The sequence below is a fragment of the Mesorhizobium sp. M1252 genome, assembly GCF_040318265.1.
GTDB lineage: Bacteria > Pseudomonadota > Alphaproteobacteria > Rhizobiales > Rhizobiaceae > Mesorhizobium.
This window is the reverse complement of sequence record NZ_JAMYLX010000002.1, coordinates 240,747-254,518: the sequence shown is the minus strand read 5'-3', so window position 1 is coordinate 254,518 and position 13,772 is coordinate 240,747. Positions and strand designations below refer to the sequence as shown.

Annotated in this window: 10 protein-coding genes; 5 read left to right on the top strand and 5 right to left on the bottom strand. The window is 63.7% G+C overall.

Annotated features, from left to right (window positions below; genetic code table 11):
* The first annotated feature begins 103 nt into the window (after positions 1 to 103).
* On the top strand, positions 104 to 1,696 hold the full coding sequence (locus NKH22_RS04765; protein WP_023692644.1) for a peptide chain release factor 3: 1,593 nt from the start codon (positions 104 to 106) through the stop codon (positions 1,694 to 1,696).
* A 178-nt stretch (positions 1,697 to 1,874) separates the two neighbouring features.
* Here NKH22_RS04765 and NKH22_RS04760 read toward each other — a convergent pair whose 3' ends face one another.
* Positions 1,875 to 2,345, bottom strand: coding sequence for a VOC family protein (locus tag NKH22_RS04760; RefSeq protein WP_023672886.1), 471 nt, complete (start codon positions 2,343 to 2,345; stop codon positions 1,875 to 1,877).
* A 270-nt stretch (positions 2,346 to 2,615) separates the two neighbouring features.
* On the opposite strand from NKH22_RS04760, the gene ilvD reads away from it, so the two are divergent.
* The gene (gene ilvD / locus NKH22_RS04755; RefSeq protein WP_023692643.1) at positions 2,616 to 4,460 is read left to right on the top strand and encodes a dihydroxy-acid dehydratase; all 1,845 of its coding nucleotides are present in this window, start codon (positions 2,616 to 2,618) and stop codon (positions 4,458 to 4,460) included.
* 66 nt (positions 4,461 to 4,526) lie between these two features.
* Here the strand turns inward: ilvD and NKH22_RS04750 are convergent, their stop codons facing one another.
* Positions 4,527 to 6,284 carry an ABC transporter ATP-binding protein gene (locus NKH22_RS04750; protein WP_023685110.1) on the bottom strand — a complete coding sequence of 586 codons (1,758 nt, stop codon included), beginning with the start codon at positions 6,282 to 6,284 and terminating at the stop codon, positions 4,527 to 4,529.
* Positions 6,285 to 6,459: 175 nt separating this feature from the next.
* On the opposite strand from NKH22_RS04750, the gene NKH22_RS04745 reads away from it, so the two are divergent.
* The gene (locus tag NKH22_RS04745) at positions 6,460 to 7,740 is read left to right on the top strand and encodes an amidohydrolase family protein (protein ID WP_352909037.1); all 1,281 of its coding nucleotides are present in this window, start codon (positions 6,460 to 6,462) and stop codon (positions 7,738 to 7,740) included.
* A 72-nt stretch (positions 7,741 to 7,812) separates the two neighbouring features.
* A complete protein-coding gene (locus NKH22_RS04740; protein WP_023692641.1) occupies positions 7,813 to 8,736 on the top strand; it encodes a DMT family transporter in 924 nt (307 codons plus the stop codon).
* Between the two features lies 1 nt (position 8,737).
* Here NKH22_RS04740 and NKH22_RS04735 read toward each other — a convergent pair whose 3' ends face one another.
* The gene (locus NKH22_RS04735; RefSeq protein ID WP_023692640.1) at positions 8,738 to 9,640 is read right to left on the bottom strand and encodes a phosphotransferase family protein; all 903 of its coding nucleotides are present in this window, start codon (positions 9,638 to 9,640) and stop codon (positions 8,738 to 8,740) included.
* A gap of 106 nt (positions 9,641 to 9,746) precedes the next feature.
* On the opposite strand from NKH22_RS04735, the gene NKH22_RS04730 reads away from it, so the two are divergent.
* Complete coding sequence (locus NKH22_RS04730; RefSeq protein ID WP_023692639.1) at positions 9,747 to 10,379, top strand: class I SAM-dependent DNA methyltransferase; 633 nt, start codon at positions 9,747 to 9,749, stop codon at positions 10,377 to 10,379.
* A 12-nt stretch (positions 10,380 to 10,391) separates the two neighbouring features.
* Here NKH22_RS04730 and NKH22_RS04725 read toward each other — a convergent pair whose 3' ends face one another.
* Together NKH22_RS04725 and NKH22_RS04720 are read right to left on the bottom strand one after the other, a co-directional pair.
* Positions 10,392 to 12,845, bottom strand: a complete 2,454-nt coding sequence (locus tag NKH22_RS04725) for a GcvT family protein (protein WP_023692638.1) — start codon at positions 12,843 to 12,845, stop codon at positions 10,392 to 10,394.
* Positions 12,842 to 13,726 carry a phosphotransferase gene (locus tag NKH22_RS04720; protein WP_352909036.1) on the bottom strand — a complete coding sequence of 295 codons (885 nt, stop codon included), beginning with the start codon at positions 13,724 to 13,726 and terminating at the stop codon, positions 12,842 to 12,844. The genes NKH22_RS04725 and NKH22_RS04720 overlap by 4 nt, the downstream gene beginning before the upstream one ends.
* Positions 13,727 to 13,772 lie beyond the last annotated feature (46 nt).

Genomic DNA, 13,772 nt, shown 5'->3' with positions numbered 1-13,772 from the left:
CGTAACGATTCAAGCTCAAGTGTGGTCGGCCTGCCGGCCCGAAACTGTCGACAGGCTGGCAATGCGCTGCTAGAAGCCCGCGCCACAGACAGGATTCCAGAAATTGGCTGAAGACATCGAACAGGCGGTATCGCGCCGCCGCACTTTCGCGATCATCGCCCACCCAGACGCCGGCAAGACGACGCTCACCGAAAAGCTGCTGCTGTTCGGCGGCGCCATCCAGCTTGCGGGCGAGGTCAAGGCCAAGAAGGACCGCATCCAGACGCGGTCCGACTGGATGAAGATCGAGCGCGAGCGCGGCATTTCGGTCGTCACCTCGGTGATGACCTTCGAATACGAGGACAATGTCTTCAACCTGCTCGATACGCCCGGCCACGAGGATTTTGCCGACGACACCTACCGCACGCTGTCGGCGGTGGACTCGGCCGTCATGGTCATCGACGCCGCCAAGGGCATCGAGCCGCGCACGCTGAAGCTGTTCGAGGTCTGCCGGCTGCGCGATATCCCCATCATCACCTTCATCAACAAGATGGACCGCGAAAGCCGCGACCCCTTCGAGATTTTGGACGAGATCGAGCAGAAGCTGGCGCTGGACACTGCCCCCATCACCTGGCCGATCGGCCGCGGCAAGACTTTTGCCGGCACCTACCACCTGGCGCTCAACGCTGTGCGCAGGGGCGATGCAGAGAAAGACCGCACGCCGGTCAACGGCCCCGACTCCAACCGCGTCGCCGGCCTGCTGCCGGAAAACGAGCGCGAAGCCTTCATCGAGGAGCTGGAACTCGCGCGCGAGGCCTGCCGACCTCTTGATATTGACGCGTTCCGTGAGGGCCATCTGACGCCGGTCTATTTCGGCTCGGCGCTGCGCAATTACGGCGTGCGCGACCTGATCGAGGCGCTCGGTGCCTTCGGCCCGCCGCCGCGTGCGCAGGAAGCAGACACCCGCAAGGTCGAGGCGACGGAGGAGAAGATGACGTCCTTCGTGTTCAAGATCCAGGCCAATATGGACCCCAACCATCGCGACCGCATCGCCTTCGTGCGCGTCTGTTCGGGCAAGCTCGAGCGCGGCATGAAGGCGAAATTGGTGCGCACCGGCAAGCCGATGAGCCTGTCGGCGCCGCAATTCTTCTTTGCCCGCACCCGCGTCACCGCCGACGAAGCGTTTGCCGGCGATGTCGTCGGCATCCCCAACCACGGCACGCTGCGCATTGGCGACACGCTGACCGAAGGCGAGGAGATACTGTTCCGCGGCGTACCTAACTTCGCGCCGGAAATCCTGCGCCGTGTGCGCCTCGGCGACGCGATGAAGGCGAAAAAACTCAAGGAAGCGCTGCACCAGATGGCCGAGGAAGGCGTCGTGCAGCTGTTTTCGCCGGAAGACGGCTCGCCGGCCATCGTCGGCGTCGTCGGCGCGCTGCAGCTCGATGTGCTGAAGGAACGGCTGAACTTCGAATACACGCTGCCGGTCGAATTCGAGATGTCGCGCTTTTCAGTCTGCCGCTGGATCTCCGCCGACGACAAGGCCGAGACGCTTCGCTTCATTGAGGCGCATCGCGGCGATATCGCCCGCGACCTCGACAACGATCCGGTGTTTCTGGCCCAGCACGCCTTCTCGCTGAACTACGAAGCCGAACGCTGGAAAGCCATCCGCTTCGCTACCATCAAGGACTACCAGGTCCGCGACAAGGCGGCGTAAGGCGCCCCTTTTCCTTCTGCCCGTTTACGCGGAGAAGGTGCCCGAAGGGCGGATGAGGGGCAGCGCCGACGTTGAAGGGTCAATTGGCTCCAACGCGCGCCGGCCGTTCGCATGGCTCAGGGCGTTCGAAGCTCGAAAAGCAAAGCAATTGGCTTTTCGTCCGCTACGCGGCCGCTTCTCACCCCTCCGCAGCTTCCTCGATCTTGGCAATATCGATCTTGCTCATCTGCATCATCGCCGACATCACCCGCCCGGCCTTGGCCCGGTCCGGATCCAGAAGCAGGCGCGGCAGCTGCTCCGGCACGACTTGCCAGGAGACGCCGAACTTGTCCTTCAGCCAGCTGCATTGCGACGGTTCGCCGCCGCCTTCGATGAGCTTGTCCCAGAAATAATCGACCTCTTCCTGGGTCTTGCAGTCGATCGACTGTGACATCGCCTCGTTGAACTTGAATTGCGGTCCGCCGTTGAGTGCCTGGAACTGCACGCCGTCGAGTTCGAACGTGGTCACCAGCGCCTTGCCGGCATCGGCATGGCCTTCGGGCCAACGCAGCACGCTCAGCACCTTCGAATTCTTGAAGATGGAGACGTAGAAATTCATCGCCTCTTCGGCCTGGCCATCGAACCACAGGCAGGTGGTGATCTTTTGCATGTCATGCTCCTCGGGTGTTTGGTTGCGGTTACAGGTGAAGCTGCTGACTTATAGAAATGGTGCCATTCCCTTGCCGTCGTCCAAGGACGGATGCCGGGCTAGCGATCCGACACTGGCCGGCAATCTTTTTCGAAACCCTGATTTTCAGCGAGACTCTGGCGCATTGCAAAAAAGTGGCCAGACCATACTTGCCGGTCTATAAACCCTGCGATCCAAGTTCCGCGCCGCCACGCTCCGCACCGGGCGCAGCCAGCCAGCCAAGGAAAATTCATGCCTGCCTATCGCTCCCGCACCACCACCCACGGCCGCAACATGGCCGGCGCCCGCGGCCTGTGGCGCGCCACCGGCATGAAGGATTCGGATTTCGGCAAGCCGATCATCGCGGTGGTCAATTCCTTCACCCAGTTCGTGCCGGGTCATGTCCATCTGAAAGACCTTGGCCAGCTGGTGGCGCGCGAGATCGAGAAGGCCGGCGGCGTCGCCAAGGAATTCAACACCATCGCCGTCGATGACGGCATCGCCATGGGCCATGACGGCATGCTCTATTCGCTGCCGTCGCGCGAGCTGATCGCGGACTCGGTCGAATATATGGTCAACGCGCATTGCGCCGATGCCATGGTCTGCATCTCCAATTGCGACAAGATCACGCCCGGCATGCTGATGGCCTCCTTGCGCCTCAATATCCCAAGCGTCTTCGTCTCCGGGGGGCCGATGGAAGCCGGCAAGGTGGTGCTCGCCGGCAAGACACAAGCGCTCGACCTGGTCGACGCCATGGTTGCCGCCGCCGACGACAAGATCTCCGACGAGGACGTCAAGGTCATCGAACGCTCGGCCTGCCCGACCTGCGGCTCGTGCTCCGGCATGTTCACCGCCAATTCGATGAATTGCCTGACCGAGGCGCTCGGCCTGTCGCTACCCGGCAACGGCTCGACGCTGGCAACCCACGCCGACCGCAAGCGGCTGTTCGTCGAGGCGGGTCACCTTATCGTCGATCTCGCCCAGCGCTACTACGAGCAGGATGATGAGTCGGCGCTGCCGCGCAGCATCGCCTCGAAGGGCGCCTTCGAGAACGCCATGACGCTCGACATCGCCATGGGCGGCTCGACCAATACCGTGCTGCACATCCTTGCCGCCGCGCACGAGGGAGAAGTCGACTTCACCATGGAAGACATCGACCGGCTGTCACGGCGGGTTCCGGTGCTATGCAAGGTCGCACCGGCCAAGTCCGACGTGCATATGGAAGACGTCCACCGCGCCGGCGGCATCATGGCGATCCTCGGCCAGCTCGACAATGCCGGGCTGCTCAACCGCAACCTGCCCACGGTGCATACGGCGAGCCTCGGCGAAGCGCTCGACCATTGGGACATCTCCCGCACCTCGAGCCAGAGCGTCCGCGACTTCTTTCTCGCCGCTCCGGGTGGCGTGCCGACACAGGTCGCCTTCAGCCAGGACCGCCGCTGGGACGAGCTCGACCTCGACCGCGAGAAGGGCGTCATCCGCTCAGCCGAGACGCCGTTCTCGAAAGACGGCGGCCTTGCCGTGCTGAAAGGCAATCTGGCGCTCGACGGCTGCATCGTGAAGACGGCCGGCGTCGACGAGTCGATCCTGAAGTTCACCGGCCCGGCCCGCGTGTTCGAAAGCCAGGACGCTTCCGTGAAGGCGATCCTGTCCAACGAAATCAAGGCCGGCGATGTCGTCGTCATCCGCTATGAAGGACCGCGCGGCGGTCCCGGCATGCAGGAAATGCTCTACCCCACGAGCTATCTAAAGTCGAAAGGCCTCGGCAAGGCCTGCGCGCTGGTCACCGACGGCCGCTTCTCCGGCGGCACATCAGGCCTGTCGATCGGCCATGCCTCGCCCGAAGCAGCGGAAGGCGGCACGATCGGACTGGTGCAGGAAGGCGATACGATCGAGATCGACATCCCCAACCGCACGATCCGGCTTGCTGTCAGCGACGCTGAACTCGACGCGCGCCGCGCGGCCATGGAGGCGAAGGGCGCCATGGCCTGGAAGCCCGAGGAAAAGCGCAAGCGCAAGGTGACGACCGCGCTGCGCGCTTACGCCGCCTTCGCCACCAGCGCCGACAAGGGCGCGGTGCGGCACGTGCCGGAGTGAGGGTGCGGCGCCGACCCCCACCCCGCTGCTGCGCAGCGACCCTCCCCACAAGGGGGAGGGTAAAGCTCACGGCATCAGCTGATATTCGTAAAGCTTCTGATACAGCCCGCCCTGGTTGAGCAGCGTGCGATGCGCGCCGCTTTCCACCACCTTGCCGGCCTCCAGCACCACGATCGTGTCGGCCTGGTGCACGGTCGACAGGCGGTGGGCAATGACGATGGTGGTGCGCCCGACCGTCAGCTGCTGCAGCGCGTCGCGGAACAGCGCCTCGGATTCGGCGTCGAGTGCGCTGGTCGCCTCGTCCAGAAGCAGGATTTCGGCATTGCGTAGCATGGCGCGTGCGATCGAGATGCGCTGGCGCTGGCCGCCTGACAGCAGCGCGCCATTCTCGCCGACATCCGTGTCGTAGCCTTTCGCCTGGGCGCTGATGAAGTCATGTGCATTGGCGGCCCTTGCGGCGGCCATCACTTCCTCGTCCGTGGCGCCCTCGCGCCCGAGCCTGATGTTGTGCATGATCGTGCCGGCAAACAGGAACGTGTCCTGGCTGACATAGGCGATCTTTTCCCTGACCGAGGTGAGCGTGGCACAAGAAATGTCCTGCCCGTCGAACATCACCCTGCCGCTCTGCGGGTCGTACATGCGCATGATCAGGTTGAGGATGGTCGACTTGCCGCTGCCCGAGGGTCCGACCAGCGCCGTCATCTTGCCGGCGGCAAGCGTCAGGTCCAGTCCCTCGAACACCGGCGCGCTTTCGGGGTAGGCGAAGCTGACATTGTCGAAATGGATCTCACCCGGCCCGGCCCGCAGCGGCTTTGCATCCGGCTTTTCGGCCAGCGTCAGCGGCCGGTCGGCGAGCTGGAACATCATGCGCACGCCGACAATGCCGGTTTCAAGCGAGATGCGTACGCGGGCCAGGCGCTTGGCCGGCTCATAGGCCAACAGCAGCGCCGCGATGAAGGCCATGATGTTGCCCGGCATCTGACCGCCGCCGCCCAGAACCAGGAAGCCGCTGACAAAAACGGCGCCAGCGATGGCCAGCCCCGCAAGCGTTTCCATCACCGGGCTGGTGGCGGCCTCCAGCGTGGCGATGTTGTTGGCGCGGCTCTCCACGTCCGACACGGCCTTGTACATGCGCTTGCGCATGGCGCCTTCGAGGCCGAAGGATTTGACGACGCGCACGCCGATCGCAGTTTCCTGCATCACCTGCACGATCTGGCCGAGCGAACGGAATTCTTGCGAGGCAATTTTTCGGACGCGCTTCAGGATACGATTGACGCCGTAAATGGCGATCGGCCCGATCACCAGACAGATGAGGGACAGCGCCGGCTGCTGCCAGACCATCACACCCACCAGCGCAGCCAGCGTCACCAGATCGCGAACATAGGACGTGACGATTTGGTCGAGCACGCTGCGCGCGGCCTGGGCATTGTTCGTCATGCGCGAAATCAGTTCGGACGAAGAGGTCGAATGATAGAATTCGATGCCTTGCGCGAGAATGCTGTCATAGATCTTGCGCTGCCGGTCGGCGATGATGGCATTGCCGACCCTGCTCATGAAGTAGGCCTGGATGAAGTTTGCGAAGCCCTTGAGAATGAAAATCGCTCCGGTCGCCGCCGCGATCAGATTGACCTGCCCAATCCTCTTGTAAACCACGAATTCATTGGTGATTTCGCGCAGCATATAGGCGCTGGCTGCTGTCGTTGCCGCCACCACCAGCATCGACAGAATGGCCGCAGCGTAGCCAAATCTATGTGCGTGAAAGGATTCCCGCAAAAGCCTTGCGATAAGGCGCTGGTTTTCCGTCGAACGGAAGAAGCGAAACAAATGGCCGATCCCATGCCTGACTGACGAATTTCGGATTCGCCACCGGGGCGAAAGGCGGCTTATAGAGCGAGTTGTGACCGGATGGAACCTTTCGCTGTCGCGGAGACAATCGGCTGCGGCACGGTGTCTTTTGCGCCACGATTGCGGCGACTGATCTGCAGGGAGATGACGACAGATGGATTTCGATCTTGTTGTGCGCGGCGGAACGCTGCCCGACGGCACCGTCGCCGACCTAGGCATCATCGGCGAGACGATCGTCGCCATCGAGTCCGAACTGCATGTCAGCGCCGGCACGGCGATCGACGCCCGTGGCAATCTGATCTCGCCGCCCTTCGTCGATCCGCATTTCCATATGGACGCCACGCTGTCCTACGGCATTCCACGCATCAACGCTTCGGGCACGCTGCTGGAAGGCATTTCGCTGTGGGGCGAACTGAAGCCGCTCTTGACCCATGACGCGGTGCGCGAGCGGGCGCTCGCCTATTGCGACTGGGCGGTCTCGATGGGCCTGCTCGCCATCCGTACCCATGTCGATGTCTGCGACGACCGGCTGCTGGCGGTCGAGGCGCTGCTCGACGTCAAGAAGATTGTCGCGCCCTATATCGATCTGCAACTGGTCGCTTTCCCGCAGGATGGCTTCTACCGTTCGCCGACGGCGCGCCAGAACACGCTGCGCGCGCTCGACATGGGCGTCGACATCGTCGGCGGCATCCCGCATTTCGAACGCACCATGGCCGACGGCACGCGCTCGGTGACCGAATTGTGCGAAATCGCGGCGAAGCGCGGGCTGATGGTCGACCTGCATTGCGACGAGACCGACGATCCGCTGTCGCGCCACATCGAGCAGCTTGCCTATGAGACGCAGCGCCTTGGCCTGCAGGGCAAGGTAGCCGGCTCGCATCTGACTTCAATGCACTCGATGGACAATTACTACGTCTCCAAGCTGCTGCCGCTGATTGCCGAGGCCGGTGTGTCGGCGATCCCCAATCCGCTGATCAACATCATGCTGCAGGGCCGCCACGACACGTTTCCCAAACGCCGCGGAATGACCCGGGTGAAGGAGATGCTGGCGCTCGGCATCCGCGTCGGTTGGGGCCAGGATTGCGTTCTCGACCCCTGGTATTCGCTGGGCACCGCCGACATGCTCGACGTCGCCTTCATGGGGCTTCACGTCGCTCAGATGTCGAGCCCTGCCGACATGGCACGCTGCTTCGACATGGTCACCAATGTCAACGCCGCCATCATGGGCCTCGATCATCTCGGCCTTGCCGTGGGCAAGCGCGCCAGCTTCGTCATCCTCGATGCAGGCAACCCGATCGAGGCCTTCAGGCTGCGTGCCGAACGGCTGTGCGTCGTCGCCAGGGGCAAGGTGGTGGCCGAGCGCACGAAACAGGAGACACGGCTGTCGATCGCCGGCCGTCCCGGACAGGTGAACCGGCGGCACAAAACTGCGTAGAAACAGCCGATTTCCGCCGCTGGTCTTACCGATTTGCCTCGTCAAAGCGACCGCTTGCAGCTAGGGAGCCGCATGGCCCAGTCGCTCGTCCGCACCTTCACTATCAGGAACGCGCTTCTGGCCGGCATCCTCTTGATGCTGGCCGGCGACTTCATGTTCGCGCTGAACGACGCGATGGGCAAATGGCTGGTCGCCAGCTTCTCTGTCGGCCAGGTGGTGCTGATCCGATCCATCGGCGCCTTCATCGTGCTCGGCCCGATGATCGCCAACCAGGGCGCCCGCAGACTGTTCCGGATGGAGCGGCCGGTCCTCCAGATTCTGCGCGTGCTGGCGACCACGGCGGACACGGCGCTGTTCTATGCCGCCGTCGTCTATCTTCCGCTTGCCGACGTGATGAGCTTCTACATGGCCGGGCCGATCTATGTAGCGGCGCTGTCGCATTTCCTGCTCGGCGAAAAGGTCGGCTGGCGCCGCTGGGCCGCCATCATGGTCGGCTTCTGCGGCGTGCTGATCATCTTGAAGCCGTCTTCGGCGGCGTTCTCGCAGTCCTCGCTGTTCGCACTGGTCGGCAGCATTGCCTTCGCCTTCGCCATCATCCTCAGCCGCCGCCTGCGCGGCACCAGCGACACAACGCTGGTCACCTGGCAGACTATCGGCACGCTGCTCGTCGGCGGCGTGATGACCATAGGCGCCTGGCAGACGCCCTCGGCACTCGATTTCGGCGCCATGCTCCTGCTCGGCATCGTCTCCTGCAGCGCGCATCTGATGATTACCAGGGCGCTGAAACTGGCCCCTGCCTCGACGCTGGCGCCGCTGCACTACAGCCTGCTTCTATGGGCGGTGATCTTCGGCCTGGCCTTCTTCGGCGACCTGCCGGGACCGCGCATCCTGATCGGCTCGGCCATCGTCGTGCTCGCCGGCCTGTTCATCTTCCACCGCCAGAAGGTGGTCGAAACAGTCGTGCCGCCGGAGAACGTGCCGAAAGGCGTGAATTGACCTAACCTTGGCGCACCGCCGCCAGATGCCGTAAAAACTCAGGCGTTTCCATCAGCGCCTTGCAACGGGCGAAGCGGCCGTCGGCATAGGCGCGGAAGTCCTCGACCGGGTTGTTGTTGGCAAGCTGGATCAGCCCCCACAGCGTCCACAACAGGTCGCACATCGCCTTGTAGATAACGACGCGGCCGCGCTCGGCCGGTTTCGCCTCGCCGCCGAAATAGGCGCGCATCATCTCTTCCTCTTGCGCGGTGTGGAACCGGCCTTCGACCGAGAGGTCGCCGAGGTCCCAGAGCGGATCGTTCATCCCCGAATATTCCCAGTCGACGATCCACATCCGCTCGCCCGTATCGAGAAAATTCTCGCACAGCGGATCGCAATGGCAGGCCGCAAGCGGCAGTCTATGCGCGGCAAGGGCGGCACGCACGGTGTCGGATTCGCGCACCACGTCGTGGTAGCCCGGCGGCAAGGCGACGTCCTTGGTCGATAAGACCTTGAGATAGTCGTCGATCATCGCAAACAGCTCGAAGCGGAACGGAAACACCGCACCGGACGCGTGCAGCCTGCGGAAGGCTTCGCCGGCGCGGGCCGGGCTGCCGGCGCGCAGCTTGAACTTTTCCGGCGACATCGTCACGGCGCCGGCAACGAAGCGGCTCGCCAGCACGCCTGTCGCGGGGTCGACATGCAGCACCTCGGGACTGACGCCCGCTTTGGCCGCCTCACGCGCCGCCACCGCCTCATTAGCGCGGTTGATATACTCCTCGGTGCCTTTGCCGGGGATACGCAGGCAGATATCGCCGGCCCGAAAGACGAGATTGGTCATCCCGCCCAGCCGCTCCAGCGGTCCGTCGTAGCCCGCTAATGCCGGAATTGCCGCAAGTGTTGCGCGTGCCTCGTCGGTCCCCATGGCTGTTGCCCCTGGCGTGTTATTTCTTGCGACAACGGTTCCACAGTTTTCGCCGTTTGGCTATCATCCGATCGAGGGTGAGCAGCGAGCTGGCGGAGAAACAGCCATGGCGGGCAACAAGGATCATGGCGGGCTTGGCGCCGCCTATGCGGCGCAACGGCCCGAGGACGTCGCCGCGATCTATGACAGTTGGTCGGAAACCTACGATGCCGACATGTCGGCCGCCGGCTACCGCCATCCGACGATCTGCCTGGCCCTGCTCGCACGGCATCTGCCGCGCGGCGCCGCACCGCTTCTCGACGCCGGCGCCGGCACCGGGCTGATCGGCGAGTGGCTGGCCATCACCGGCTATCCCCAGGTCGAAGCGCTCGATATTTCGCAAGGCATGCTGTCTAAAGCGGCGGCAAAGGGCGTCTATTCGGCGCTGCATTGCCTGGCGCTCGGCGGGCCACTGCCCTTTGCCGACAATGCCTATGCCGGCATCGTCTCGGCCGGCGTTTTCACCTCCGGCCATGTCGGCGCCGAGGGGCTGGACGAACTGATCCGCGTCTGCCGTCCCGGTGGCGTCATCGTGCTGACCATCAAGAACACGCTGTGGAACGCCGGCTTTGCCGATCGCATCGCTGCGCTCGAGGCTGAGGTCAGGGTCGTTCGTGCCGAGGAGACTGCGCCTTATGTTTCGATGCCGGGCGAGGCTGACACCGTGCCCAGCCGCGGCCTTGTACTCCGTGTGAGCTAATCCAGGTTTCGTCTACGCCTTGATCCTGCTCATCGAAGAATCGTACATCGGTTCGAGATGAATGTTGGCCGGCGTCCGTTCCATCGCGACCACCAGCTCATAGTCCCCTGAGCTGAGAAAATCGTCGCTGACGCCATCGGCGTTGCGGACATAGCCATAGCCGATGTTCTTAGCCAGCGTGTAGCCATAACCGCCGCTGGTGAGATAGCCGACCGGTTCGCCATTGCGCAAAATCGTCTCGCGCCCGACCAGCACGATATCGGGATCGTCGACCGTGAAGCCGGCAAAGCGTTTCTTCAGGTCGGCGCCGCTGATCTTTTCGAGCGCCCGCCGGCCGACGAAATCCGTGTTCTTTCTCAGCTTCACCGCCCAGCCGAGGCCGGCCTCCAGCGGCGTGTCGTTGGGTGTGATGTCGGAGCCCCAGGCGCGATAGCCCTTCTCCAGCCGAAGTGATTCCAGCGCTCGGTAGCCGATCGGCCGGATGCCGAGCGGCTTGCCGGCGGCCATCAATGCGTCGAAGATTTCGCCGGTGGCGGCGATTGGCACATGCAATTCCCAGCCGAGCTCGCCGACATAGGTGACGCGCAGCGCCCGAACCGTATGACCGGCAATGGCGATCTCGCTGACATGGCCGAACGGGAAGGCGACATTCGAGACATCCGCGTCGGTGACGGCCGAAAGCACATCGCGGGCGCGCGGCCCCATCAGCGACAGCGTGCCGAAATCCTCGGTGACATCTTTCAACGTCACGTCGAGGCCCTTGCCGACATGGTCGCCGATCCAGGAGAGATCATGCGTGCGGAAGCCGGTGCCGGTCACGATGTAGAATTTGTCTTCGGCGAGCCTGGCCACCGTCAAATCGGCCTCGATGCCGCCGCGCGTGTTGAGAAGCTGCGTGTAGGTCAGCCGTCCCACCGGCTTGGCGACATCGTTGGCGCAGATCCAGTCCAGCGCCTTAGCCGCATCCGAACCCGTCATTTCGTATTTGGCGAAGGAGGACTGGTCGAAGATGCCGACTTTCTCGCGCACATGCCGGTGCTCCTCGCCGACCGGGCCAAACCAGTTCTGCCGGCCCATGGAATAAATGTCTTCGGATGTGGCGCCCTGCGGCGCGAACCAGTTCGGCCGTTCCCAGCCGAGCTTGGAGCCGAACACCGCGCGGTGCGCTTTCAGCCGCTCGTAGAGCGGCGAGACGATGCGCGGCCGGCCCGAGACGTACTCCTCATGCGGAAAGCCGATCGTGTAATGCTTGCCATAGGCTTCCAGCGTGCGATCGCTGACCCATTGCCGGTCGCGGTGCAAATTGGAAAAGCGCCTGATGTCGACCACCCAAAGGTCGAGCGGCGCTTCACCATCGACAACCCATTGCGCCAGTACCCAGCCGGCGCCGCCGCCGGAAGCGATGCCGAAGGCGTTGAAGCCGGCGCCGACGAACATGTTGGCGCATTCGGGCGCGACACCGAGGATGAAATTGCCGTCCGGCGTAAAACTCTCCGGCCCGTTGATCATCTGCTTGACGCCGACCGTCTCCAGCGCCGGCACGCGCGCGATCGCCTGGCTCATATGCTGTTCGAAATGATCGTAGTCGTCGTCGAACAGGCGGAACTCCCAGTCATCGGGGACATCGCCGCCGGGCAGGCCGGTCGCCCAGGCCTGCGGGTTCGGCTCATAGCCGCCCATCACCAGCCCGCCGACCTCTTCCTTGAAATAGGTACGGCGGTCGGGATCGCGGATTGTCGGCGCGTCGGTCGCCAGCCCGTCGACCTTCTCGGTGATGATGTACTGGTGCTTGACGGGTTGCAGCGGTACGGAAATGCCGGCCATCGCGCCGACCTGGCGCGCCCATTGCCCGGCACAGTTCACCACCTTGTCGCAAGCAATGTCGCCCTTGTTGGTCTTCACCGCGGTGATGTGCCCGTCCATCATGTCAAATCCGGTGACGCGGACATCCTCGAACAGCTTCGCGCCATGCATGCGCGCGCCCTTGGCCAGCGACTGCGTGATGTCGGAGGGGCTGGCCTGCCCATCGGTCGGCAGCCAGGAGGCGCCGACCAGGTCGCTGGTCTCCAGCAGCGGCCACATCTTTTTGACCTCCCCCGGCGACAGCAACTGCATGTCCATGCCGAAGCTCCTGGCCGTCGTCGCCAGCCGTTTATATTCGGTCCAGCGGTCGGCATTGGTCGCAAGCCTGAGGCACCCGGTCATCTTCCAGCCGGTAGCGAGCCCGGTCTCAGTCTCCAGTCCCTTGTAGAGCTCGACCGAATATTTGAGCACGCGGGTGATCGAGGCCGACGAGCGCAACTGGCCGACCAGCCCGGCCGCATGCCAGGTCGAGCCCGAGGTCAGCTTGCCCTGTTCCAGCAGCACGACATCGGCCTTGTGGTCGCGCGCCAGGTGATAGGCCGTCGAACAGCCGATAATGCCGCCGCCGATGACGACGATGCCGGCATGTGTGGGCAATGTCATGACTGGGTCCCGTACTTCGTGCGGTAATTGTCCAGCGCCGCGTCAAGCCGCGTCAGGTTCTCTGCGGTGTAGGCGACGTAGTCGATGCCGGGCGCGTCGAGGTAAAGTTCGGAAACCATGCTCCACATCGCCTCGCGCAGCAGCGAGGCGCATTGCATGGCGGCGTGCGAGCGGCGGATCGCCTCATCCGGCTCGCGCATGAAATACGCCGTGAGGAAAGTGAAGGACTCCGCGTCGCTCATCTCGGCGTTGGAGGCAACGCCGGCAAGATCGAACATCGCCGTGTTGAAACCGGCATATTCGAAATCGATGAGCCACAACCTGTCGCCATCGTCGAGGATATTTGCCGGCAGAAGATCGTTGTGGCCAAATACGATCGGCAGCAGCTTCTGCGCCCGCTCCAACTCGTCGGCCAGAGCCAGCAGCCTGGGCAGCTCGTCGCGCTTGCGGCTGCCGCCTTCGCTCAGCGTTCGCGCATAGTCGCGGATGACATGGAAGACCCAGAACATGAAGCCGGCGCCGGAGATGTGATTGGGCATCTCGCGATGGAACCCGCGCATAAGCGCTGCGACGCGGCCGATATTGGCGCGCACGTCCTCGGCGACATAGGTCTTCGCGCCGAGGAATTCCGTGACCATGATGCCGGGTTCGGAATGGTGGACCGCCGGCGCGAAGCCTGCGGCGTGCGCCGCGCGGGCCGTCATCACCTCGCGGTCGCGAAAGACGTGGTGAAATGGATAGTCCTGGCCGAAGCGCACGACATGCCGCCCGGCCGCGTCGTTGACCAGATAGTTGGCGTTGCTGAGGCCGCCCGGCAGCGGCGCAATGTCGATGCTGCCATTCCAGCAAGGCAAGGCCCGGATGCGGTCTTCAGCAGTCACGGGGCCATCCCTGACTTTTGCGGAGCTTCGATAGGCGCCAAGCGCC